Source organism: Sphingobium sp. CFD-2, from assembly GCF_024611135.1.
GTDB lineage: Bacteria > Pseudomonadota > Alphaproteobacteria > Sphingomonadales > Sphingomonadaceae > Sphingobium > Sphingobium fuliginis.
The window spans coordinates 24,916-46,938 of sequence record NZ_CP084410.1; the positions used below are offsets into that span (position 1 = coordinate 24,916).

At 61.0% G+C, this 22,023-nt stretch carries 25 protein-coding genes; 13 read left to right on the forward strand and 12 right to left on the reverse strand.

Going from position 1 to position 22,023, the window contains the following annotated elements:
- Positions 1 to 4: 4 nt before the first annotated feature.
- From LDB29_RS28730 to LDB29_RS28770, 9 genes are all read right to left on the reverse strand, one after another.
- Positions 5 to 1,354 (reverse strand): TrbI/VirB10 family protein, encoded by a 1,350-nt coding sequence (locus tag LDB29_RS28730; protein ID WP_019053954.1) that lies wholly within the window; start codon positions 1,352 to 1,354, stop codon positions 5 to 7.
- A gap of 30 nt (positions 1,355 to 1,384) precedes the next feature.
- Entirely contained in the window at positions 1,385 to 2,158 is a 774-nt protein-coding gene (locus LDB29_RS28735) for an SPOR domain-containing protein (protein ID WP_019053953.1), read from the reverse strand.
- Between the two features lie 2 nt (positions 2,159 to 2,160).
- On the reverse strand, positions 2,161 to 3,144 hold the full coding sequence (trbG, locus tag LDB29_RS28740) for a P-type conjugative transfer protein TrbG (protein ID WP_006964392.1): 984 nt from the start codon (positions 3,142 to 3,144) through the stop codon (positions 2,161 to 2,163).
- A 17-nt stretch (positions 3,145 to 3,161) separates the two neighbouring features.
- On the reverse strand, positions 3,162 to 3,881 hold the full coding sequence (locus LDB29_RS28745) for a VirB8/TrbF family protein (RefSeq protein ID WP_054944716.1): 720 nt from the start codon (positions 3,879 to 3,881) through the stop codon (positions 3,162 to 3,164).
- Positions 3,868 to 6,447: a VirB4 family type IV secretion/conjugal transfer ATPase gene (locus LDB29_RS28750; RefSeq protein WP_006964396.1), complete on the reverse strand. Its 2,580-nt coding sequence runs from the start codon at positions 6,445 to 6,447 to the stop codon at positions 3,868 to 3,870. The genes LDB29_RS28745 and LDB29_RS28750 overlap by 14 nt, the downstream gene beginning before the upstream one ends.
- Positions 6,444 to 6,776, reverse strand: a complete 333-nt coding sequence (locus LDB29_RS28755) for a conjugal transfer protein TrbD (protein WP_026149854.1) — start codon at positions 6,774 to 6,776, stop codon at positions 6,444 to 6,446. The genes LDB29_RS28750 and LDB29_RS28755 overlap by 4 nt, the downstream gene beginning before the upstream one ends.
- A gap of 18 nt (positions 6,777 to 6,794) precedes the next feature.
- Positions 6,795 to 7,175, reverse strand: a complete 381-nt coding sequence (locus LDB29_RS28760) for a TrbC/VirB2 family protein (RefSeq protein WP_006964400.1) — start codon at positions 7,173 to 7,175, stop codon at positions 6,795 to 6,797.
- A 13-nt stretch (positions 7,176 to 7,188) separates the two neighbouring features.
- A complete protein-coding gene (gene trbB, locus LDB29_RS28765; RefSeq protein ID WP_026149853.1) occupies positions 7,189 to 8,154 on the reverse strand; it encodes a P-type conjugative transfer ATPase TrbB in 966 nt (321 codons plus the stop codon).
- A 106-nt stretch (positions 8,155 to 8,260) separates the two neighbouring features.
- Positions 8,261 to 8,638 carry a helix-turn-helix domain-containing protein gene (locus LDB29_RS28770; protein ID WP_026149852.1) on the reverse strand — a complete coding sequence of 126 codons (378 nt, stop codon included), beginning with the start codon at positions 8,636 to 8,638 and terminating at the stop codon, positions 8,261 to 8,263.
- A gap of 537 nt (positions 8,639 to 9,175) precedes the next feature.
- Between LDB29_RS28770 and LDB29_RS28775 the strand changes: the two genes are divergently transcribed.
- The 9 genes from LDB29_RS28775 to LDB29_RS28815 all read left to right on the forward strand — a co-directional run bounded on the left by LDB29_RS28775 (position 9,176) and on the right by LDB29_RS28815 (position 14,957).
- Positions 9,176 to 9,415: a hypothetical protein gene (locus tag LDB29_RS28775; protein WP_019053948.1), complete on the forward strand. Its 240-nt coding sequence runs from the start codon at positions 9,176 to 9,178 to the stop codon at positions 9,413 to 9,415.
- A gap of 178 nt (positions 9,416 to 9,593) precedes the next feature.
- On the forward strand, positions 9,594 to 10,361 hold the full coding sequence (locus LDB29_RS28780) for a helix-turn-helix domain-containing protein (RefSeq protein WP_006954207.1): 768 nt from the start codon (positions 9,594 to 9,596) through the stop codon (positions 10,359 to 10,361).
- A 339-nt stretch (positions 10,362 to 10,700) separates the two neighbouring features.
- Entirely contained in the window at positions 10,701 to 11,114 is a 414-nt protein-coding gene (locus tag LDB29_RS28785) for an antirestriction protein (RefSeq protein ID WP_006954205.1), read from the forward strand.
- 104 nt (positions 11,115 to 11,218) lie between these two features.
- Entirely contained in the window at positions 11,219 to 11,482 is a 264-nt protein-coding gene (locus tag LDB29_RS28790; protein WP_006954203.1) for a hypothetical protein, read from the forward strand.
- A 105-nt stretch (positions 11,483 to 11,587) separates the two neighbouring features.
- The gene (gene kleE / locus LDB29_RS28795) at positions 11,588 to 11,917 is read left to right on the forward strand and encodes a KleE stable inheritance protein (protein WP_006954201.1); all 330 of its coding nucleotides are present in this window, start codon (positions 11,588 to 11,590) and stop codon (positions 11,915 to 11,917) included.
- Positions 11,868 to 12,209 (forward strand): transcriptional regulator KorA, encoded by a 342-nt coding sequence (locus tag LDB29_RS28800; RefSeq protein ID WP_257558849.1) that lies wholly within the window; start codon positions 11,868 to 11,870, stop codon positions 12,207 to 12,209. The genes kleE and LDB29_RS28800 overlap by 50 nt, the downstream gene beginning before the upstream one ends.
- Positions 12,206 to 12,952 (forward strand): ParA family protein, encoded by a 747-nt coding sequence (locus LDB29_RS28805; RefSeq protein ID WP_006954197.1) that lies wholly within the window; start codon positions 12,206 to 12,208, stop codon positions 12,950 to 12,952. The genes LDB29_RS28800 and LDB29_RS28805 overlap by 4 nt, the downstream gene beginning before the upstream one ends.
- Before the next feature lie 2 nt (positions 12,953 to 12,954).
- The gene (locus LDB29_RS28810) at positions 12,955 to 13,977 is read left to right on the forward strand and encodes a ParB/RepB/Spo0J family partition protein (protein WP_044663212.1); all 1,023 of its coding nucleotides are present in this window, start codon (positions 12,955 to 12,957) and stop codon (positions 13,975 to 13,977) included.
- Positions 13,978 to 14,324: 347 nt separating this feature from the next.
- The gene (locus LDB29_RS28815; protein ID WP_044663213.1) at positions 14,325 to 14,957 is read left to right on the forward strand and encodes an IncP plasmid survival protein KfrC family protein; all 633 of its coding nucleotides are present in this window, start codon (positions 14,325 to 14,327) and stop codon (positions 14,955 to 14,957) included.
- Positions 14,958 to 14,991: 34 nt separating this feature from the next.
- On the opposite strand, the gene LDB29_RS28820 is transcribed toward LDB29_RS28815, so the two are convergent.
- Genes LDB29_RS28820 through LDB29_RS29515 form a run of 3 tightly spaced genes read right to left on the reverse strand, consistent with a single transcriptional unit; the run spans position 14,992 to position 16,534 of the window.
- Entirely contained in the window at positions 14,992 to 15,432 is a 441-nt protein-coding gene (locus LDB29_RS28820) for a hypothetical protein (protein WP_019053940.1), read from the reverse strand.
- Positions 15,432 to 16,157, reverse strand: a complete 726-nt coding sequence (locus tag LDB29_RS28825; RefSeq protein WP_006954191.1) for an ArsA-related P-loop ATPase — start codon at positions 16,155 to 16,157, stop codon at positions 15,432 to 15,434. Before LDB29_RS28825 ends, LDB29_RS28820 begins: the two co-directional genes overlap by 1 nt.
- Positions 16,154 to 16,534, reverse strand: a complete 381-nt coding sequence (locus tag LDB29_RS29515; RefSeq protein WP_158636722.1) for a TraK family protein — start codon at positions 16,532 to 16,534, stop codon at positions 16,154 to 16,156. The genes LDB29_RS28825 and LDB29_RS29515 overlap by 4 nt, the downstream gene beginning before the upstream one ends.
- A gap of 320 nt (positions 16,535 to 16,854) precedes the next feature.
- Between LDB29_RS29515 and LDB29_RS28830 the strand changes: the two genes are divergently transcribed.
- Genes LDB29_RS28830 through traF form a run of 4 tightly spaced genes read left to right on the forward strand, consistent with a single transcriptional unit; the run spans position 16,855 to position 22,020 of the window.
- Entirely contained in the window at positions 16,855 to 17,241 is a 387-nt protein-coding gene (locus LDB29_RS28830) for a conjugal transfer protein TraJ (protein ID WP_054944721.1), read from the forward strand.
- A gap of 37 nt (positions 17,242 to 17,278) precedes the next feature.
- Entirely contained in the window at positions 17,279 to 19,576 is a 2,298-nt protein-coding gene (gene traI, locus LDB29_RS28835; RefSeq protein WP_242003417.1) for a TraI/MobA(P) family conjugative relaxase, read from the forward strand.
- A 21-nt stretch (positions 19,577 to 19,597) separates the two neighbouring features.
- Positions 19,598 to 21,490: a type IV secretory system conjugative DNA transfer family protein gene (locus LDB29_RS28840; RefSeq protein WP_086485396.1), complete on the forward strand. Its 1,893-nt coding sequence runs from the start codon at positions 19,598 to 19,600 to the stop codon at positions 21,488 to 21,490.
- Positions 21,487 to 22,020, forward strand: a complete 534-nt coding sequence (traF, locus tag LDB29_RS28845) for a conjugative transfer signal peptidase TraF (RefSeq protein WP_054944722.1) — start codon at positions 21,487 to 21,489, stop codon at positions 22,018 to 22,020. Before LDB29_RS28840 ends, traF begins: the two co-directional genes overlap by 4 nt.
- Positions 22,021 to 22,023: the final 3 nt, after the last annotated feature.

The window sequence follows — 22,023 nt, forward strand, 5'->3', positions numbered from 1 at the left end:
GGCGTCAATAATCGAATGAGCGGTAAGGCTTTGAAAATGTGAGGTCTTTCACGACGACCACATTGAAGCGGAAGCCGGGCCGGATAATCAGCGTGGGCGATATGTTCAGATTGCGCTCAATCATCATCGCCGTGGTCTGTCCGAGCTGCTGGCCGAGAGCTTGGCTAAGGGCTTGGCTGGCGGACATGGTGCCATTGGCGTTGAGGCCGGTTTGCGGCTGACTAAGGGTTACGCCAGCGGTCACACCAGACATGAGCAGAGCGGAGCCGAAGATACGGAACCAATGCGCGTTCACTTGGTCATGGAACCCGGCATAGCCCGCGCTGTCCGACCCCGGCATAGCGCCAAGGTCGATCGCCTTGCCGTCAGGAAAGATGATCCGTTGCCACGCGATGAGCGCGCGCGTCTGCCCAAAGACCGGGTTGGAATCATACGCGCCGACAAGGCGGGAGCCTTGCGGGATCAGGAGATAGCGGCCCGTCGCGGTATCGAACACGTTTTGGGAAACTTGCGCGACAATCTGCCCCGGTATTTGCGAGTTGATGCCGGAGATCAGCGTGCCGGGAATTACGAAGCCCGCGCGGAGCTGGTAGCGGGAGGGCGCTTCTACTTGGCTGTTCGAGGCCCAGCGATTGCCACCCGCATTGTTGGCGAACTGGCCATAGTTGGCAGGCGGGCGGGCATTGGCGGCACCCTGCCCGGCTCCGGCTCCTCCCCCGGCCACTTGGTTTGACAGGGCCGTAAGGGTGGCAATGTCGGAGGCCGAGGGCTGGCGGCCCTGCGCCATTGCAGCGGCCATTTGCTGTTGCAGGGCGACGAGCTGGGTTGCCGGATCAGCGCCGCCACTCATGCCGCCAGCGCCAGAGGATGCCCCATTGCGGCCGTCCTGCCATTTCAGGGCGGTAGGAGAGCGCACGGCGCTGCCAAATTGGGCAAGGCGTGCTTCGCGTATCGCTTCCATGCGTGCCCGGCGCAGATCGGCCGCCGTGGGGCCGTTGGGTTGCGCTGGCGAGGCGGTGACGGTTGGCGGCGCATTGGGATCGACCGGCGCGACCGGGATGCCATCGGCAGGCGGCAGCGGGGGCGCGTTCGCCATCACTTCCGCAGCACCGCTTGGAGCGGTCCCCGCAACCTTGTTCGCAACATCGGCCGAGCTTTGACCGACAGCCGGTTGAACCTTGGTCGCCGCATTGTCCGAGGAGCGATCAATCATAATCGACACCACGATGGCGATGAACAGCGCCACAATGCCGAGGACGATCAGCAGCGGCGCATTATTGACCCTGCGAACTCCCGTCACCAAGCGCCCGCTGTTCCCGTCCGCTGCACCGCCCGGCGAGGCTTCCGGCGACATGCTATCAGCATCAGACATAAACCTACCCCCTTACCCGGCCTTGACGACGCCACAGCGCGCGGCACGGATGCCCTTGCACTTGGCGCGCGCCGTCGCGCTGGATTGAAACTGTCCGAATTGGATGCCGTGAGAGCGTCCGTTTTGGACAAAGCGCGGCGTCACGCTCGCCCACGAAGGGCGAAGGCGCGCCGTCGCGCGCCAATAGGCGCGTGCTGCGCTTTCGGAGGAGAAGCCCGTCAGGCTGACAGACCACGTTCCGGCCTCTGTTCCATTGCCGCCGAAGCCGGGTTGCGTGCTGGCGACGGGCGACGGAACGGGAGGAGGTGCGGCAGGCGCTACGGGCCGGTTCGCCCGTTCGATCAGCTCCGGCGTTGCGCCGGTCAGATCGAGCGCCCACCCGGCAGACGGGTAGATACCCTTTTCATCCACGCCATAGATGCGGGAGAAAGTTTGCGCGCCGACCCGCAGCGTCACGCGGTAGGAATCGGCAATTGGCTGATCGACGTAATAGCGCAACGGCGTGGCCGCAGGATCGGGCTTCACGCCCTTGCCCGCCTCAATCACCGCATAGCCTGCTTGGCGCATCGAGGAGCGCAAGCCGTCACCATAGGCCCCGCCCCCGGTAGTCGGGATCAGCACCCGGCTAATCGCAGGCGGGTAGAGTTTCACCAGCTCCGCCACGGAATCGTCAACGAGGGCTTGGGCCTGATCGGGAGGAGCCGGAACGGCGAAGCTGTCCCGGTGCGAAACGCCCGCGCAGCTCGTAAGCAGGAAAGCCACTGATACAAAAATCGCACCGCGCACGATCAGCCCCCCCTTGTGATGGTGACGCGCTCTTGGCGCTTGCCGACACCGGAGATGAGGACCGCTTGGTCAAAAATCTGATCGACAATGTAGCGGCCATCTTGGAGCCGATAATTGACGATGGAGGTATCAGCCGCCTTGGAGACGCTGCCCCCGGCCCGGACGATCAGCAGCGATGGCGCTTCCGTCTGCTCCATCGCGTGCGGCATTTCGATGATGGTTTTGACGCCATCATTGTAAACCCGGACGGGCTTCCAGCGTGCGCGGCCGTCAACGCTATAGTGGAAATCGAGATTGGAGAGATATTCGCTCCCTCCCCTGCCCGTCCCGCGCGCGCCATCGGGCACCGCCATCGTGTTTTCGGCGCGCGCCGTGTCCGATCGAGCGCGGAAAGCGGCCCATTTGGCTTGCGCTTCATCGGGATAGGTGAACGCCACCCGCGACATGAATTGCGTCCGGTGCGACACCAACCGGATATGGTAGGTGCGGCGATCGGTCGTCACGATCAGCGTTGTATTCAAGTTCGCATCGAGCGGCTTGATGATAAGATGCTGGGTTTCGTTCGGCCCGGAATTGGAAACGGCCGGTTCGATCAGCCAGCGGGCGCTATCGCCCACGTTGACCGAATTGATGTTCTCGCCCGGCTGCAACTGCACATCGCAGATTTGCAGCACAGCACAGACCACGGAGGGTTCGGAGGTGCCGAAGGCGAACAATACCGCGCCTTCGGTGCCCGGCACCGGCTTGATGCCTTCGGCGCTTTCCGCCTGCCAGCGCCGCGCGATCGACAGACCCTCGCGCTGGGTGCGCGTCAGGTTCGGATTGCGCGGGCTGATATAGGCATTGGGATCTACTTGCGCCCCTCCCCCGGCAGGCATGGGCGCGTTCGCGGGCGGCATGTCGTCGGGAAGCGGCGGACCGTCCTGCGCGGACGCGATCGAAGGCAGCGCCGCGAGGGCGGCGGCGAAATAGGCGATCTTCTTCATGTTGATTGTCCCTCCCATCAGAGTGTGCGCGACCAAGAGAAATCTTGGACGAACACGCCCAAGGGGTTTTGCTTAATTTGTTCCTCCGTGGTGGCCGAGCTGGGCGGCGCAACGCGGATCGTGACGAGCGCGCGCATTTTCGCCGGAGGCTGGATAGGCTGGCCTTGCCGATCGCGCTCCGTCTCGGTCCAATCGACCTGCCAAGAGGTCTTGGTTTGCTGAATTACCGAGGCGATTTCGACCGACACGGTTTCCCGCGCCGCGCGGGCGAAAGGCGTATTGTCGGGATTGCCGTTGAGATAGTCGGTCATCTTTGCCAACGCCGGATCGTTCGGCGCGAGCATCCCATAGACCCGGAAAATGGCTTGCTTTTGGAGTTCAACGTCAGCCGTCACCATGCGGGCCGACTGGATGAAGGAGCCGACTTGCGCTTGCACCACGCGCGCATCGGCCGGCGAAGCCACATCGGCCCGCTGGGTCGCTATCGCGTCCCCCAGCGAGTCCACGCGGACCACGTAAGGGATGAATTTCGACTGACTGCCAATCGCTATGATGCCGCCGACAGCGGCGAGGACGATCAGCATCGAAAGGATTGCCATAGTCTGCCACAAGCGCCGCGAGGCAGCGATGCCGCCCACATGCTCATTCCATTGCCGCCGCGCGTTCAGGTAGGGGTTGGGATCAACCGGGGCGCTTTCCGCAGCTCGCCGCCCCCGCAGCTTGTCAAACAGACTCATGCAGCTTCTCCGAGGTATAGGGGGCCGCCGCCGCGCGGCCGATATTAATGGTGGATTCGACGCCACGGATGGCCAGCCACTCGTTGACCCATGCCGGGCCATAGGCCGCTTCAAGGGCCTTAATGGTGGCGATGGATTCCTTGTCGGTCGCGCCGACGAAGGACAGGGCCACGGGGCCTAGCGCCAGCTCAAAGAGCCGCCGCCCCTGTTCCGAGAGATAGTAATATTGGCGCTTGGGGATGGCCGTCGCCAAGATTTCAATCTGGCGTGTATTGAGGCCCATGCGTCTGTAGAGTTGGGCGGTATCGTCATCGCGCGCATAGACGTTCGGCAGGAAAATCTTGGTCGCGGTGGACTCCACGATAACGTCAAGGATGCCCGAATTTGCGGCGTCAGACAGGCTTTGCGTTGCCATGAGAACAAGGCAGTTGGACTTGCGCAGCACCCGGAGCCATTCGCGGATTTTGGCCCGGAAGGCGGGATGCCCCAGCATAATCCATGCTTCATCAAGGATGATCGCGGCAGGCTGGCCCTTCAAAGATCGCTCGATACGCCGGAAAAGATAGAGGAGGACCGGCAGCGCGTATTTTTCACCGAGGTTCATCAGCTCCTCGACTTCAAACACGGTAAATTCCGACAGGCTCAGGCCGTCATGTTCCGCATCGAGAAGATGGCCCATAGAGCCGTCCACCGTGTAGGTGCGGATCGCCTCGCGCACCGTTTCATCCTGAATCGTGACCACAAATTCAGAGAGGGTTTTGCCCCCGCTGGCGTGCATGTTGACGATGGCGTTGCCGATTTCGTTGCGTTGCGCGGGCGTGGTCGCCACGCCGTTGAGGGCTAGGATTGTGTCGATCCAATCCATTGCCCATGCGCGATCGGACTTGGTTTCGAGGAATTGGAGCGGGCAGAAGGCGAGCTTTTCGTCATCCCCGGCGACAGTGAAATGCGCCCCGCCCACCGCCTTCGCCAGCGGGTAGAGCGACAGGCCCTTGTCGAACGCGAAAATGGACATGCCGGGATAGCGGCGGAGCTGGGCGGCGAGCAGGCCGAGCAGCGTTGACTTGCCTGCGCCCGTGGGGCCGAAGATGAAGCTATGCCCCACGTCGCGGACGTGGAGATTGAGCCGGAACGGCGTGGAGCCGTTGGTGACGCCAGACATGAGCGGGGGCGAGCTGGGCGGATACATCGGGCACGGCGCATGATCGAGGCCGGTCCATATCGAGCTGGTCGGCATCAGGTCGGCTAGGTTCATGGTGTTGATGATCGGGCGGCGGACGTTTTCGACGCCATGCCCCGGCAGCGTGCCCAAGAACGCCTCTAGGTTGTTCACCGTCTCGATACGGGCCGCGAAACCGAGTGCGTTGATAGCCTTTTCAAGCTGGCGCGCGGCCTGTTCTACCTTATCGCGGCTTTCGTCCGTCAGGACGACGACGCCGGTATAGTATCCTTGTGCGATAAGGCCGGAGTTGACTTCCTCCAGCGCATTATCGGCATCGGCCACCATCGAAAGGGCGTCCTGATCTATCTTGCCGCTGTTGGTCTGGAAAACCTGATCGAAGAAGCCGCGAACCTTTTGCCGCCACTTTTTGCGGAAATCCTCAAGGTGTTTCACAGCTTCATGGAGGTCCATAAATATGAACCGCGTGGACCAGCGATATTCAATCGGCAGCTCGCCCAGCGCCGAGAGGATGCCCGGCGTCGATTCCATCGGGAAACCTTCGATCGCTACCGTCTGGACGAACTTGTTGCCGATGCGCGGGATTACGCCCGTCCACATTTCGACACCGCCGATGATGGAATCGAGATACATCGGGTTCGAGGGCAGCACGACCGGCTGATTTTTGCCGGTGACGCAGAATTGCAGCCACCGCAAAAAGTCGTCGTGCGTCACGGTCGAGCCGTCCTCATTTTCGACCTTGTGAGCGCGAAGGCGGGTCAGCTTCACGGCCGAGGACAGACGGCTTTCAAATGTGGTGATTTCGCGCTTGAAGCGTTCAACCAGGTCGGCCGTGCGTTGCTTGTTGTTCGGCCGCTCCCGATCGTCGTCAAACATCAGCTCGACAAACTTTTGCTCCGCTATGACCGGAGGGAAGTAGGTCGCGGTAATGACGAAATAGCCCTCATACATGGTGCCGAGGGACTGGAATAATTCGCGCCTTTCCTGATCTATGGCGTCCGTCACCGGGTCAGGAAAATGCGACAGACCCGCAGCCGAGTAGGCGGCAGCAGGGCGGCGCGGCGCGTCAACGTGGATCATCCAGCCATTGCCCAGCCCGGCGAGAGCTTGGTTGATCCGAAAGCTGACCATATCGCGCTGGCGGTCGGTGGAGCTGGCGTTATCGTCGCCCTCATAAATCCACGCGGCCATGAACGAGCCGTTCTTGCCGACGATTACGCCATCATCGACCATCGCCCCATAGTTGAGCAGATCGGCAAGCCCTTCATCCTTGGAGCGATACCGGGCCAGCTTGCGTTCGGCCGCGTTGGCGAAGGACGCAAAGGCGAGGACCGCGAGCAGGGCCGCCCCGAAGATCGCTATGACGACAGCGATTGTCTGGATCATTTTTTCTTCCCCGGTTGCCGGTAGCGGCGGAATTGCAGGCGGCCGTTCTTGCGGAAGGGCGTGGAGTGAGCCGGGTAGTAGGGGCGATAGGTGCGGTGCCGCATGTAAACGAACCGCATCAGCGGGTCCGATTTCGCCATGAGACGACAGGCCCACACGCCTGCAAACCAGATCAGCAGGCCAGCGGCCCACGCCTTCAAGGAATTGATGGCCGGAACGATCAGCGCCATCGACGCTAGGCCCGTGAGCATGACCAGCTCGCGGTCCCCACCCAAAAACAGATTGTTGCGGACGCCAGAGCGGCGAATAGGCACTGATCGCAGAGCCATGTTGACCGGCCCTCCCCTTTAGCCTGCCAGCGCGGGCGAAGCGGTGCCGGTAATCACCGCACCGCCGCCCGTGATGGAGGACAGGACCGAGTTAGCGCCGACGAGCATCGAGGCGACGAGGACGATCAGCAACAGCGTTCGCACAAAGCCGTTGAGATCGCCGCCGAAGATCAGGACACCACCGGCAACGACGATGCCGACGAGGGCGAAGGTATAACCGACGGTGCCGGTCATCGACTGGCGCACCTTGGTCAGATAGGATTCGTAAGGCAGGCCGCCCGTGGTATCCGAGGCCCAAGCCGCGTGAGGCCAGAGCAGGAGCATGACGAGCGCCAGCCCCAGCATACCCCATATGAGCGCCTTACGGCGGGCGGCGGCGTCATTCCAAAACAACGTCATATGTCATGCTCCTTCACAGTTTGCGCAAAATGTATTTCCCATCCACGAAGCCCCCGACTTCCAGCAGGCTTTCAATGCGGCGACCCTCTGGCGTGCGCGCGATGTGGACGATCAAATGCACCGCATCACCAATCAGCGGCTCAATCGGCCGTGGTGAATCGGGGTGCATACTGATGAGCATTTGGAGCCTGCTAAGGCCCGCTTCGGCGTTGTTGGCGTGCAGCGTGGCCGCTCCGCCCTCGTGGCCGGTGTTCCACGCCATGAGCAGGTCGAGGGCTTCCGGGCCGCGCACCTCGCCCACTAGGATACGATCGGGCCGCATCCGCAGCGTGGTTTTGAGCAGCGCCGTCATGGTGATTTGCGGGGACGTGTGGAACTGGACGTAGTTTTCAGCGGCGCATTGAATCTCGCCGGTATCTTCAATGATTACGAGCCGTTCGGTCGGGTCCGCGTCCACCATCCCGTTGATAATGGCATTCACTAGCGTTGTTTTGCCGCTGCCGGTGCCGCCAATCACCAGAATGTTGCGGTGCGCGCGGATAGCCTCATGGATGAGGCTGCATTGCTCCGCCGTCATAATCCCGCCCTCCACATATTGTTCGAGGGTAAAGATCGCCACGGCGCGTTTTCGGATGGCGAAGGTCGGCGCGGGCACGACCGGGGGCATCTGTCCGGCGAAGCGCGAGCCATCTATAGGAAACTCGCCTTCCAGAACCGGGGAGGCCCGCGTCACTTCCTTGTTATGATAGCCAGCGACCGCCTTGATGATCGCCTCGGCCCGGCTTGGGGCGACCTTACCGATGCAGATCATGCGTTCGCCAAGGCGTTCCAGCCATAGCTTGCCATCGGCGTTCAGGATCAGCTCAACGGTCTTGGGGTCGGCAAGCGCATCCAACATAAGCGGTTGCATGGAGCGGCGAAGCATCTCCTTCGCACGCTCTTTTACCGTATCTTGAGCGGGTTCCCCCTTGGCCTCCATGAAGCACCGTCCCTGCCAAAACAAAATGGACGCAAGGGATATACCGGAATTTTCATGGAGGCAACCAGAACGATTGCAAAGAATTAGGTTCAGATTGGGGGGATTGTCAGGACCGACGCAACTTAGCGTGGGCAGCCTTGTGCCATTGTGCTATCTGAAACGCTTGATGATCCGTGACGATAGCGGAAACGCGCTTATAACCGGGAGGAAGCCCCAGCTTTTTATCTTCTTTTGATAAGGTATCGGCTAGGCTGGCGTCCCAGCCATCGGTGCCGATAGGCGGCGGTTCCAGTAGCGCGACGAGCGGGACTTCCAGAGCATTTGCGATGGCGGCGATTGTTTCGAGCGACGGGTTTCCCTTACCGGCTGTAACGTCAGATACGAAGGACACAGACAGCCCCGCGTTCTCCGCGAGGTCTTTTTTCTTGAGCCGTCTTAAGGCCAAGAAGCGGTTAATGTTAATCGCGAGAACCTTCCGATACACAGGTTCGGTTTCTTTCTTCCGCAAGGGGGTTGGTTTTAGCCGCTAAAATTCCGGGTAGCTGCGGAGGATATGCCGGAGCGCGCGAGAAAGGAAGCGGTATGACGCCGAATATGATTGTTTATAGCATCATTTTTGGACGAGCCGGGCCGAGCGCGCGAGCGCGCATAACGGGTGGCAGCGAACGGATTGAAAGAAGAAAGTGACGCGCGAGAGACAAGATCAGGCTTCCGCGTAATTCTCTTTGGCGTCCATTCCGTAAATGCTCGCAGGATCGAGCGCAGGCCCCAAGATGCTAATTGCCGATCAGATCGCGGCGACCAATTTTGAAAATTACGGCTGTAGCGCGTAGCTCGATAATGTAAGGCTATAGCTTCGATTCTTTCAGTTGGTAGGCCCAAGAAGCCACTCGTTGATGCTCTTGAACTGCGGACTTCGACGTAAACGCAGACCGCTTTTCTATATATGTCTTTCAGTCGCCAGCATATTTTTTCAGCACTGAATTGCCAGAACCTTTAATGTCCTTTAAGCCGGGGCATTATGGCGAATCATACGCAACTCAAACCCTCCACGCTGTCCCAGCGCAAACGCGCCAAGGCACAGAGCGAGCAGGGCTTTAAGCGCATGAGTTTGGCCTTGTCCCCTAAAGCCGTCGAGATCGTGGAGAGGGTGAAAGCCAGCAAGGGATTCACGTCCCGCGAGGCTGCAATCAACGCGATCCTAGAGCGGATCGGGGACGATATGTTTCTGCAACAGGAGTTTCTGGCCGTGAGTGGATAAGAAAATGCCCGGCTCGAAGCCGGGCACCCTCAAAACCGCTTAGTGGGACAGTGCGCCAACACTGAACCTACAGACAATTTCCCACTTAGCGGTTTTCGGACTTCGGTTCAAGGGCGCTTGATTCGCGCAACGGGATTTTTTTGCCTGTCTCCCGGCCCTTCGCAAAGGAGGGACGACGATGAGTGACACCAGAAGAAAAGGGCCGCTGGCGATCGGGGAGCTGACCCAGCAGCTTTTCGGCCGAGCCTATGGCGACCGTAGCCGGGGCGGGAAGCACATCACCAAGGCCCGCGTGCGCGGCGGCAGCAAGGAAGCCGGGAGCGACGTAGAAAAGGGCTTCCTCGCGGCGCGAGACACCAAGACGCGCAAGGGATGCTGGCGTGCGATCAATCTGGCGTTTGAAAAGGGCCGCGCCCTGCGCGCGGAGCTGCGGCGCGAGCCGCGCGAGATAACGCAGTTCGAGCACTATTGCATGAGCATCACCAATTCCACGATCCGGGTGTATCAAGCCCTGTTGCGGATGGAGGAGCGTTTCAGGGGCAACGTGGTGCCCAGCTATGAAATGATAGCCGAATGGGCGACCGTCTCTAGGGCCACCGTCGCAAGGGCCTTGAACGCCCTTACCAGCATCGGCTTGCTGGCGCGCCTGCGGCGCTACGTCCACACCGTCACAGAGGACGGGGCGCGATCAGAGCAGACCTCCAATGCCTATCGGGTGGAATTGCCGAGGATGCTTCTCGAATTGCTCGACCGGCGCAAGCGCCCTGCCCCGGTGCCCGACGACGAGGCCCAGCGCCTACAGGACCGGCTTGAAGATGAGGCTTGGATGCTCTCCCGGTTGAGCAAGGCCGATTACATACGGGAGACGACGACATGCAAGGCCACAGCGGAGGCCCTAATCAGCCTATGGAACGGCATTTGCGCCCGTGATGGCGTTGTCGCCTAGCCGTGAGTCTCATAATGGTTCTGAACCTCCCCTTGAGTTTATTTATCTAAGGTGATGCGGAGTTGCGCTAGTCGCGCAACGCTTAATTGAGACTGTTTGAACACCAAAAAGGGGGTAAGGCTCCGATTTGGGGAGCTGACATGCGTGTCCATTCGGGGCGCGGATAGCGGCACTCTGTAAAACTGCGGGGCAGCGACCAAATATGCCTTGCGATGGAGGCCATTTTAGCGGCTAAAAGATTTTCATGGCGGGCGAGCGTAACTTGACAGCAACCGGGAAACCTCCAATATATCGGATATGGCCGGGCTATGGTGCCAAGGTCGAAACCGGAGAAGTCCGATGAGCAACAGAGAGAGAATTGCCGCCGTGCTGGTTGGCGAAGAAGACCGGATTATGTGCCTGCCCCGGCTGTTCGGGCTGGCGCGCATGATCGAGGTCGAGGCCGTCACCTATGGCTATATGTCCAAGCTATCCGCCGACTACACGGGCGCATATTGGCATTTCTACACCCTATCGAACGGCGGGTTCTACATGGCCCCCGGCGATCAGCCCCAATATCGTCTGGAATGGGACGGCAACGGCTTCTCTGGCGACGTTTCGGCCGACGCGGCGGGCCTTATAGCCACCCTGTTCATGCTGGGGCATATGCACGAAAAATACGGCGAGGATCAATTTGCCCAGCTCTATGCGTGGGCATCTGCCTATGCCGCCCAACATTCGGAAGCGGGGCCGATCGGTGCCGCGCTCGACTAGCGCCACAGGGGGGCAGCGTGCCCCCCTTCCCTTCCCTGCCTATCGGGCATATTCCTCATTCGGCCGCCATGAGGAGCAACGCCAGCGAAGGAACAGACGCGCGCATGATTGATGTTCGGCCAGATTGCCTATTGCCCGCCGATCAGGGGTGGCAGCAGCCGACGCCGGATGAGGTAAGGGCGGTCCTCAAAGCAGCGGACATGACAGGGGGCAGCGCGTCCAAGTTTCTAGGCTTGAGCAATACCCGCGTTATTCGGCGCTGGACGGGCGGCGACGATCAGATTCCCTATTCGGCATGGGCGCTGTTGTGCGCGGCTGCGGGCTTGGGAAATATTTGGGAACACCAGAACGACGATTTTAGCGGCTAAAATTATTGCCGTTCAGACTTTACGGGGGCTTGACACGGTTCGGGATGCTGTCATTATATCGGTTGTGACCGGGCAACCCGCCAAGGTCGAAACCGGAGTATTCCGATGAAGGCGAAAATTCCCCCGCTGCCCGCACGTTTTGCGGTCATGCGGCTTCCCAATCCTCCACCCGCATGGGAGGGCAACCGCGTGGATTACGTCATTGCGGCCGTCTGGACGTTCGGAGTCCTGATCTGGACCGTCGCGCGCTTCATCATCCCGCTTGTCGTCTTCTGGCAGTTCTGCCGGATGCTCTGGTATTGGAACACGCCGGATGTTCATGCCGGTTGGCAGTTCCTCGCCTATTATGCGGTCTATATCGCCCTCTACATCTTCCTTGGCGTCTATGAGCCGAAGCTATACCGCGAGAAGAATCGCGGCAGGCGCAATGGATAAACGCTTGAGCGCGTCGGCCTTTGAGCAAGCTGCTGGACGGCTCAATATCGCGGCGCGTCCGCTCGACATGGCGCGCGCCGTTCTGGTGGACGGCGAGGCCCAATCGGCCGTGGCGAAGCGCGAAGGCGTGTCCCGCAATGCCGTTTGTCTGGCGGTCAACCGGATTTGGAACGCGCATAGCGAGGTTCCCGAAGGTTTCGAGCGTGTGACGGCGATTTTACCGAAACATAAAGCCTTCCTTGTGCGGCAATGGCAGCGCGAGGCGGTGGAAAGATTGGACGCCAAACGATGAAAACACTTGTCATAGCGAACCAGAAAGGCGGCGTTGGTAAAACTTCAACGACCGTTCATCTTGCCTATTACTTCAAAGAACAGGGGTTGAAGGTCGCAGTTATTGACTTGGACACCCAAGGAAATGCCAGCTTCACCCTTGGCGAATATGATAGCGGAGCCTTGGCGAGCGGCCTTTTCGATGCCGTGTCACAATTCGACCTGGCTAACGCCGAGGGGATTGCTGTCTTTTCCGCCGACGCGCGGTTGGCCGATCTTGAGAAACTAGATCTCGGTGCGGCTGCTGGCGCGTTCAAGCGCAGTCTGGCCGTGATCGAGGCGGAAGGCTTTGACGTGTGCCTGATAGATACCCCCCCTTCCCTTGGGGTCCGAATGGCAGCGGCGTTGCTATCGGCCGACTTTGCGGCCTCGCCCATCGAGCTTGAAGCCTACAGTTTGCAGGGCATTGAGAAGATGGTGACGACGATCGCCAATATCCGGCGCGCGAACCCGGCGCTGCAATTCCTTGGCATGATACCGAGCAAGGTTGATGGCCGGAATCCCCGGCACGGGCAGCACCTTGACGAGTTGACCCGTGCTTATCCCCAGTTGGTCATTCCGACGCCGATCGGAAACCGGAGCAGCGTTGCGGACGCGCTGGCGTCGGGCTTGCCGGTTTGGTCGATCAAACGGACTTCGGCGCGGAAAGCGGCGCAGGAAATGCGAGCGATGGCCCGCCACATTCAAGAAAAGATGGAGATTTGACGATGGCCGACAACACCGAGGACAAGAAGGCGGGCAAATCGTCCACCAAGGCCACGCAGAAGCCCGCGCAGAACGCCGGGCTAGGGTTGGAGGGGTTGGGCGACCTTTCGAGCCTCCTAGCCTCTCCTGCGGCCCCGGAGGGCGGTTCTGGCGCTCCGCTCGAATTGGAGCTGGCGCTGATTGACGAAGACCCGCACCAGCCCCGCAAGCAGTTTGACGAAAATTCGCTGGCGGAAATGGCCGAGACGATCAGGGCGCGCGGCGTGAAGACGCCTATTTCCGTTCGGCCCAACCCCAAGGTGGAGGGGCGCTATCTCATCAACCACGGCGCGCGCCGCTATCGCGCGTCCCTGTTGGCCGAGAAAGTGACAATTCCGGGCTTCATCGACCCTGATTATACCGAGGCCGATCAGGTCATTGAGAATTTGCAGCGTGACGCTCTCACGGCCCGCGAGATTGCCGACTACATCGGCCGCGAGCTGGCCAACGGGAAAAAGAAGGGCGAGATTGCCAAGGCCATCGGGAAATCCCCGGCCTTTGTCACCCAGCACGCGGCATTGCTCGATTTGCCGGAGCCGATCGCCAAGGCGTTCCAGAGCGGGCGTTGCAAGGACGTGACGTTGATCTATGACCTTGTGGGCCTCCACAAGAAGCATAGCGAGGGCGTGGCGCGCTGGCTGGCCGATGCCGATCAGGAGATTACGCGCGGATCGGTGCGGCTCTTGAAGGAGTTCCTTGAGTCCGGCTTGAGCGGCGAGGCCGAGGAGGAGGCGGGCGACGATGAGGGCAACGGCGGAGCTGGTGACGACGCCGGGGCCGAGGAGGAGAAGGAACCGAAAGAGGAAGACCCGCTAAAGCTGAAAAAGGCCATTGTGCAGGTTTCCCATAGCAAGCGCCCTGCCCGTCTGATCCTGAATAAGCGGCCCTCGCGCGATGGCGTGGCGTGGATCAAGTATGAAGACAGCGGCGAGGAAACCGAGGTCGATCTTGGGAAAGTGCAGCTTCTCGCGCTTCTTGAGGGGTAATATTTGGAGGTATCTATGGCTACCGACGATTGGCAACCTATCGAGACAGCCCCATCTGGTGTTGAAATCCTTCTCGCATGGACGACCGGCGACACATGGCGGCCATATAGCGAGGGCTGCGATTGGATATGGACTCGCGGCGAATTGACAAATGGGGAATGGTTAGACGGGCCGTGGGGGCAACCGAACTGGTGGATGGCAAATCCGCACCCTCCCCCCGACATGCGTTGAGTGACGCATAGCATCGAGTTGATGGCCCCGCGCAAGCGGGGCCTTTTTTGTGGCGCGGTAGGCTGGAAAATCGGATATAGTGCAAGCTCGAAATTTTAGCCGCTAAAGGAACGGCCATGCAGGACACGCCGATTGCAGACCCGGACAAGTTCTCACTGGACGAGGGAACGGGCGACCCACAGGCCGATGCCGACCGGCTGCTAGACGAGGCGCGCACGCTGGATAGTCAGGAAACGGCAGCTATCGCCACCGCGCCAACCGAGGAAACCTATAACGCCCAGCTACAGACGGTCATTGAGGAGAAGGTTGAGCAGGCGAACCAGATCGAGGACCGCCTAGAAAGCATGATGGAGCAGCAAACCGCCCGCTTGCAGCAAATCCAGCAGCAGCCCCCCGGCTTCCTGTCCCTGCCCGGCAAGCGCCAAGCATGGCAGGCCCGGATTGCCAATGCGCAAGCGGCCGTGCAGCGGATCGCGGTAAGGCTAGAAGCCGTGCGCGAAATCCGCGACGGTATGGCCGTTCACGGCCCGCGCGTGGAGACGATCGCGGCGGCCAAACTCGAATATCGAGAGCCGAAACTTGTCGATGATTTCGAGGAGCTGATGCAGGCGCGCCGGTTGCATGAGCTGCACATGCGCGCGGAGCGGGAGAAAGAGCAGATCAGGGAAAAGACGGTCGAGCGCGGGGCGGACGATCGGAAACCGTCAGGCCGCACGCTCGCGCGCGGGTTGGCGAGAGACGGGGGATAGCGCGACCCACGGGGGGGAGGGGCCTTCGCTGGCGTCAATGATGGAACAGGGCAGCGGCCAACACTACCAGCGCCGCGATCAGCGTCAGGCCCGACGCTAGGAGATTGCGGTTAGCGACGGCCCGGCCATCGTTCAGGGGCTTTTGTAGCCCCGTCCCGATATGTTCTCCGACTTCCTTGATGATAGCCTTCGCGGCGGCCTCCATACGTTCATTCATGGCGGCTTCCGAGGCATCCAGCGCGGCGTTCAGCACCGATTCCGCCTTGTCGGTGATAGCAATCGACCAACGATTGCTCATGTCTTCCAGCTCGCTTTTGAACGCCTTTAGTTGCTCCTCCTGCGCATCGGCGCTTTCGCCCAGCAACATCGCGTTGATGGTTTGCAGGATCATCAAGGGATCATCGGCGGACAGCGTGACCCCGTGCTGGCGCGAGATTTCCGCGATCAGCGCCGCGATTTTTTCGTGATCGGCCATTACACGACCTTAGCCTTGTCGAGTTCAGCAAAGACCGCATCACGAACGCGGCCGAGGCGGTGACGCTGCATCAGGGCTATGTCGCCATCGGCAAGCGTTTCCTCAAAAGTCTTGCGCGCGGCCAGCATGTCCCGAACGTCCGCCCCGAAGGTTTCCTTTCTCAGATCGGGGAGGGTGACGATCGCGGCGACCCGATCCTTTAGCTCCCGGTAGGCTTTGAGCTGTTCAAAACTCTTACCCTCTGCCTCGACAGGCCCATGATAGGGGTTGAGCCACACGACGATTGCAGCCGGATCGGGGAAGGCTTCGGCTACCGAGGCGAAGCCTTGAAGCGTGTCGATCAGCGATTGCCCGCCTACGATAATGGTATGCAGGACGAGCTTATGGCCCAGATCGGCAATCACGTCAGGCGCACCGTTGTCGAACATATAGGAGGATAGGGCGCTGTAGCTGCTCGCGCCGCTGTCAATGACCACCGATTCCTTGGAACCGGCGATCATTTCCATCATGGCGTCGAATTTGCGCGGGTTTATGTCGCCGTTTTCCAGCAGCTCGACCTTGGACACGTTGAGGGACTGAAACCCGGCAAGGGTGGCGTTGATCGGATCGGTATCAATGCAGAGCGGGCTTTCGCCTCGCTTGGTCAGATATTGGGCCAGCATCGAGGCGGCGAGCGACTTGCCCACACCTCCCTTGCCCTGCAAAACTATGTGGACGTTGCTCATACCAAATCCTCTTTGTTCGGAGTGGCCGGGTGATTGAAGCGCGCCGGTTTGGGCCGGGGCGGCGGATCAGCTTCGGCCGAGGCCGTTGCTGATCGGGAAGGGGAGGGGGGCGCTGGCGATGCCTTGGGCGGTTCCCCGGTAGCTGGCGCGCGATACCGGCGAACGTATTTGGCGAACCACGCATAGCCGAAGCTAATGCGGCCTTCCTCCGTCAGCAGCTCCCATATGCCGCGCACCGGCCATCCTTCCGCAAGGGCTGCATCTATGTCCGATCGAGCGGCGAGGAATTGCGCGAGGTTCCGGTTTTTGCCCCCCGGCTCCCGTGAGGCCGCCCGTTCGCGCAATCGCTCCGTGAAGGATTTCCCGCTGTCTGTCATTTCCACCTACGATATTTTTCGGCGCATAATCGGCTATAAAGCGTTCATAAACCGGCCACGAACCGATGAACTCCCGCTATATCGTATTTTTCTGCCAGATTAGGCCGTGTGGCGCTAGATATTTTCGGGGGTGAACGATATATGATCGTTCCAGCAACAGTTTCTATTTGGCGTCTAAACGTCGAAGACAGGGCAAGATAGGTGATGGAGGCATCCACGCAAGCGCGGACACCCCCATCACTCCCCTTATTCGCGCCGGGGGCGCTCAACGGGATTCTTGCTCTGCGAGGCCGCCGCTACCGCAGCGAAGGGAAGGTGATTTGAACGACAGACCCAAGGCGAAGCGCGAGCGGCACCACATCAAGATATGGTGCAGCGCCGAGGACAAGGCGACGATTGAAGCCGCCGCACAGGCCAGCGGGTTGAGCGCGTCGGCCTATTTGCGTGTGCTTGGGTTGGGGCATCAGCCGCGCCCCATAATCGACATAGAACAGGGGCGTGAGTTGGTGCGCGTCAATGGCGACCTTGGCCGTCTTGGCGGCCTGTTGAAGCTATGGCTTACCGACGACGCCAAGTTGGAGGAAATGGCCCCCGAACGGATGCCGGTCATCATTCGGGGCGTGCTGTCCAAGATTGAGGCCAATCAGGAGGAGCTGGCCGGGATCATCCGAAAGGTCTTGCGGTCCCGGCAAGATTTTAGCGGCTAAAAAAAGGGCCGCGCGGATGATTGCAAAACACGTCCCCATGAAGGCGACCGCAAAGAGCGATTTCGGCGGGTTGGTGCGATACATCACCAGCGCGCAGGGGCGTGATGAGCGCGTGGGCGTGGTGACTGTCACCAACTGCCGAGGCGAGACGCCAGAAGATGCCGCACAGGACGTTATGCTTGTCCAATCGGCCAATCAGCGGGCGGCTTCGGACAAGACATATCACCTCATAATTTCGTTTCCTCCCGGCGAGAGTCCGAGCGCGGAAGCCTTGCGCGATATTGAGGAGACGATTTGCGCGGGGCTGGGCTTTGCCGAGCATCAGCGGATCAGCGCCGTTCATCACGACACCGACCACACGCATATTCATCTGGCGATCAACAAGATTCATCCGATCCGCCACACGATCCATACGCCCTTGCGGGATTATCGGACGCTTGCCGAGCTATGCGAGCTGCTAGAGGTCCGTCACGGTTTGGAGCGCGTCAACCACAACGCCCACCAGCGCGGCGGGGAAAACCGCGCGAAGGACATGGAGCAGATCGCGGGCACGGAGAGCCTGATAGGCTGGGCGCAGCGGAATTGCGCCGAACCCTTGAAGGCCGCCGCGAGCTGGACCGAGTTGCACCAGATCGCGGCCGACTTCGGCCTGTCCGTGCAGGCGCGCGGCAACGGCCTGATATTCGCTGCGATGGACGGAACGACCGTAAAGGCCAGTTCCATCGCGCGCGAGCTGTCAAAAGGGGCGTTAGAGAAACGCTTGGGAGCCTTCCAGAGCGCGCGGGGAGGGGAGGGGGCACCGAAAGCCCGACAGACCTATGAAAAGCGCCCCGTGCCCTCCCGTATCGACACCAGCGGCCTATTTGCTGCCTACCGCGCCCAGCAGGGCACGCGCGCCACGCGCCGAAAGGTCGAGCTGGCCGAGGCCGCAGCCAAGCGCCGCGCGGCCATTGAACAGGTGAAGCGCATCGGGAGGACGAAGCGGGCGGCGATAAAGCTGCTAGGTGGCGGCCCGGCTGTTAAGCGCCTCAATTACGCACTGGCGGCCCGGTCCACCAAGGCCGCGATTGCGAAGATTGTTGCCGCCCACGGGCGGGAACGGGAGCGCATCGCGTCTCGTAATTCCCGGCGCGGGTGGAATGACTGGCTACAGGAGCAGGCCAAGGCGGGCGACCGCACCGCCCTTGAGGCCCTGCGCGCGCGGGAGGGACGGCGCACCGCTCCCAAGGATGCGCTGCACATTGCGGCGATGCCGAGCGCAGCACACCCCGCAGCGATCCGGCAAGACCACATCACGAAACGCGGGACGATCATCTATCGCACCGCCAATGCAGCGGTGCGCGATGATGGCCAGCGCCTGCATGTATCGCGCGGGGCGCAGATCGAGGGCGTTGTTGCCGCCTTGCGGCTTGCGCACGAACGCTATGGCGACAGGCTGGCGATCAGCGGCAGCGATCAATTCAAGGCCCTTGTGGTGGAAGCCGCCGCCCGATCGGCCATGCCCATCACATTTGCGGACCCCGATCTAGAGGCCCGGCGTCAAAATATCAGGCAAGAGGAGCGCGCGCGTGACAGACAAATCGTTGGACGAGGAGATAGAGGCGGCGCTGGCGTTGCTGGGCGAAACGCCGTCAATGACGCTGGACGAGACGCCAGCACCACAGCACCAGGTCGAAACGGGACATTCCGACCCGGAGCCGTCAGCGCCGGAGGAACCGACGCCGGAACCGGCCTTGCAAGCGGAGGAGCCAGCAGCGCCGCCATTCGAGCTGGCCCCGCACAGCCCGCCAGAAATGGACATTCTAGCGCCGGAGGAGCCGAGGCCCCCAGCGAGCGCGCCGTTAAGCCCAACATTGGCCGCGTTGGACGAGAGCCGCCGCCCGAAAGCCGAGGTAGTTTGCGCGACCTGTCCCAACTCGGTGTGGTTCAGCACGCCGAGCGAGGTCGCTTGCTATTGCCGCGTGATGTTCATTCAGACGTGGACGACCAAAAAGCCCGGCCAGATCGTCTTGTGCGACGGGACGACGATCGGCCGCGAGTGAGCGACGATCAGGCCAGCGCAGCGGATAAATACATTGCGGAACGCAATGCGAAGCGTCACATTGGAATGGATATACCGGCGCATCGGCTGTTCACTGGCGATCATGGACCGCTGATTTACGCCGGGACGCGACAAATCGAAGGGCAGAAATTGATACTCCTAAGAGATGGCGCTGACATGCTTGTGCTGCCCGTGGACGCGCGCAGCGCCGCCCGCGCGGGCAAGCTGGCGATTGGCGAGCCGATCGAGATTGCCAGCAACGGCACCGTCAAAAGCAAGGGGCGCGGCCGGTAACGGCCGCGAGAAGGGCAAAGCATGGCAAAGAAGCGCAATACAGCCATCGGGCCGCAAGTGCGGGAGCGCGGAAGCAAGGGCGATAATCGCCCGTTGCTGGCGGCCCTTGTGGCCGGTTCCGCCCTTGGAGGCTTATGGAGCGCAACGCAGATGTTCGCGCACCAGATGGCCTATCAGGCTACCTTGGGGCCGAACGCGGGCCATATCTATGCCCCGTGGCGTTTCCTGCAATGGTTCAGCAAATGGAGCGAGGTTCCGGCGCTGAAACCCGCCTTCGGGCAAGCCGTGGGCGTGGGCACCGTGGTTTTCGGCGTGGGCGTCCTGATAACCGCTGCTGTCAAACTGGCGAAATCGAACGCCGGGAAGGGCAATGCCTATCTGCATGGATCGGCCCGCTGGGCCGACATGGAGGACATTCGCGCGGCCAGCCTCGTTGAAAATGATGGGGTCTATATTGGCGCATATCAGGAGAAGAACGGGAAGACGGTCTATCTACGCCATTCCGGCCCGGAGCATTGCCTAACCTATGCCCCGACCCGATCGGGGAAGGGCGTGGGCCTTGTCATCCCGACGCTGCTTTCGTGGCCGCATAGCGCCGTCATCACCGATTTGAAGGGCGAGCTATGGGCGTTGACCGCCGGTTGGAGGAAGCAGCACGCCAACCAGATCGTCATGCGATTTGAACCGGCCAGCTCGCGCGGCTCCGCCCACTGGAACCCGCTGGACGAAATCAGGGTAGGGACTGACAACGAAGTCGCAGACGTTCAGAATCTCGCTACGCTGATAGTGGACCCGGACGGGAAGGGGGTCGAAAGCCATTGGCAAAAGACCTCGCGGGCGCTTCTGGTAGGCGTGATCCTGCATGTCATCTACAAAGCCAAGCATGGCGGCAACGCGGCGACCTTGGCCGAAGTGGATGCCGTATTGGCCGATCCGGTTCGGCCCGCGCAGGAGGTTTGGGAGGAAATGCTTACGTTCGGCCATTTGCCGGGCGGCAAAAATCATCCCGTTGTCGGCAAAGCCGCGCGCGCCCAGCTCAATCGCCCCGATGATGAGGGCGGATCGGTTCTATCGACCGCGCAGAGCTATCTAGAATTATATCAAGACCCGGTTGTGGCCTCCAATACCGCGACTTCCGATTTCCTCATTCGTGACCTGATGAACAGCGAGAGGCCGGTTAGCCTCTACATCATCACCCAGCCCACCGATAAGGACCGGCTCCGCCCGCTTGTCCGCGTCATGCTCAACATGATGGTGCGTATCCTTGCGCCCAAGCAGGAGTTCGAGGAGGGCCGGGTAGTTCAGAGCTACAAGCACCGCGCCCTGTTTATGATTGATGAGTTTCCCAGCCTTGGGAAACTTGGAATCATTCAGGAGTCCTTGGCGTTCGCCGCAGGCTACGGCCTGAAATTCTATCTCATTTGTCAGGACACCAACCAGCTTAGGAGCCGGGAAACCGGCTATGGGCCGGATGAGCTGATAACCTCCAACGCTCATATCCAGAACGCCTATCCGCCCAACCGTGTTGAGACGGCCGAGCATCTTTCCAAACTCACCGGGCAGACCACCGTTCTTAAAGAGCAAATCACCAAAAGCACCGGACGCGGGGGCGGGGGTTTCTTTGGTGGCACCGTGTCCAAGACCGTGCAGGAAACCCAGCGCCCGCTTTTGACGCCTGATGAGTGTATGAGGATGCCGGGGCCGAAGAAGACCCCGGACGGAGATATTTCCGAAGCGGGCGACATGCTGATTTATGTCGCAGGCTATCCCATGATCTATGGCCGTCAGCCCCTCTATTTCCAAGACCCGACCTTTAGTGCCCGCGCCAAGATTCCCGCGCCGGATCGGAGCGACACGATCAGGGGCAATCACGCGCCGAAGCCGCCCGAAGGGGGCCGGAGGATCAAACTATGAAGCGGCCGAGCTTCGCCAAGGTCAGCCGCTATGCGGTTTGTGGCGTGGCGGGGGCCATGATCGCCATGCTTGGCGCGAAGGCGGCGGGCCTTCGCTTCAACGCTACGCCGAGCATCCCGGTAGGCGTCTATCGGGCGACGGGCGGGACCGCGCAAAAGGGCGATCTTGTGGCGTTCTGTCCGCCCGCAGCGCCGCCCTTTTTGGAGGCGTTGCGTAGGCGCTACATCGAACCCGGCGACTGCCCCAGCGGAAGCTATGAAATGATGAAGCGGATTTTAGCCGCTAAAGGCGACCGCGTTGAGATTGGCGGGCAGGGCGTGCGGATCAACGGCCGCCTTGTCCCCGACAGCGCCCCGCAGCTTGCCGATGGGGCAGGGCGGGCCTTGCCCCGGCTCAATGCCGCTTGGACGCTAGGCGATGGGGAAATCCTTGTCCTTGGCGACAGCGCGGCCTCTTTCGACGGCCGCTATTTCGGGCCGATCAGCGCGCGGCAAGTGACCGCCTCCATCAAACCCGTAGTGACGTGGTGATGG

Bases quoted from the DNA above. Each gene is read 5' to 3' on its own strand.
- LDB29_RS28730 (WP_019053954.1), bottom strand. From the start codon at position 1,354: ATGTCGCCGGAAGCCTCGCCGGGCGGTGCAGCGGACGGGAACAGCGGG.
- trbG (WP_006964392.1), bottom strand. From the start codon at position 3,144: ATGAAGAAGATCGCCTATTTCGCCGCCGCCCTCGCGGCGCTGCCTTCG.
- LDB29_RS28745 (WP_054944716.1), bottom strand. From the start codon at position 3,881: ATGAGTCTGTTTGACAAGCTGCGGGGGCGGCGAGCTGCGGAAAGCGCC.
- LDB29_RS28750 (WP_006964396.1), bottom strand. From the start codon at position 6,447: ATGATCCAGACAATCGCTGTCGTCATAGCGATCTTCGGGGCGGCCCTG.
- LDB29_RS28755 (WP_026149854.1), bottom strand. From the start codon at position 6,776: ATGGCTCTGCGATCAGTGCCTATTCGCCGCTCTGGCGTCCGCAACAAT.
- LDB29_RS28760 (WP_006964400.1), bottom strand. From the start codon at position 7,175: ATGACGTTGTTTTGGAATGACGCCGCCGCCCGCCGTAAGGCGCTCATA.
- trbB (WP_026149853.1), bottom strand. From the start codon at position 8,154: ATGGAGGCCAAGGGGGAACCCGCTCAAGATACGGTAAAAGAGCGTGCG.
- LDB29_RS28775 (WP_019053948.1), top strand. From the start codon at position 9,176: ATGGCGAATCATACGCAACTCAAACCCTCCACGCTGTCCCAGCGCAAA.
- LDB29_RS28780 (WP_006954207.1), top strand. From the start codon at position 9,594: ATGAGTGACACCAGAAGAAAAGGGCCGCTGGCGATCGGGGAGCTGACC.
- LDB29_RS28785 (WP_006954205.1), top strand. From the start codon at position 10,701: ATGAGCAACAGAGAGAGAATTGCCGCCGTGCTGGTTGGCGAAGAAGAC.
- LDB29_RS28790 (WP_006954203.1), top strand. From the start codon at position 11,219: ATGATTGATGTTCGGCCAGATTGCCTATTGCCCGCCGATCAGGGGTGG.
- kleE (WP_006954201.1), top strand. From the start codon at position 11,588: ATGAAGGCGAAAATTCCCCCGCTGCCCGCACGTTTTGCGGTCATGCGG.
- LDB29_RS28800 (WP_257558849.1), top strand. From the start codon at position 11,868: ATGAGCCGAAGCTATACCGCGAGAAGAATCGCGGCAGGCGCAATGGAT.
- LDB29_RS28805 (WP_006954197.1), top strand. From the start codon at position 12,206: ATGAAAACACTTGTCATAGCGAACCAGAAAGGCGGCGTTGGTAAAACT.
- LDB29_RS28810 (WP_044663212.1), top strand. From the start codon at position 12,955: ATGGCCGACAACACCGAGGACAAGAAGGCGGGCAAATCGTCCACCAAG.
- LDB29_RS28815 (WP_044663213.1), top strand. From the start codon at position 14,325: ATGCAGGACACGCCGATTGCAGACCCGGACAAGTTCTCACTGGACGAG.
- LDB29_RS28820 (WP_019053940.1), bottom strand. From the start codon at position 15,432: ATGGCCGATCACGAAAAAATCGCGGCGCTGATCGCGGAAATCTCGCGC.
- LDB29_RS28825 (WP_006954191.1), bottom strand. From the start codon at position 16,157: ATGAGCAACGTCCACATAGTTTTGCAGGGCAAGGGAGGTGTGGGCAAG.
- LDB29_RS29515 (WP_158636722.1), bottom strand. From the start codon at position 16,534: ATGACAGACAGCGGGAAATCCTTCACGGAGCGATTGCGCGAACGGGCG.
- traI (WP_242003417.1), top strand. From the start codon at position 17,279: ATGAAGGCGACCGCAAAGAGCGATTTCGGCGGGTTGGTGCGATACATC.
- LDB29_RS28840 (WP_086485396.1), top strand. From the start codon at position 19,598: ATGGCAAAGAAGCGCAATACAGCCATCGGGCCGCAAGTGCGGGAGCGC.
- traF (WP_054944722.1), top strand. From the start codon at position 21,487: ATGAAGCGGCCGAGCTTCGCCAAGGTCAGCCGCTATGCGGTTTGTGGC.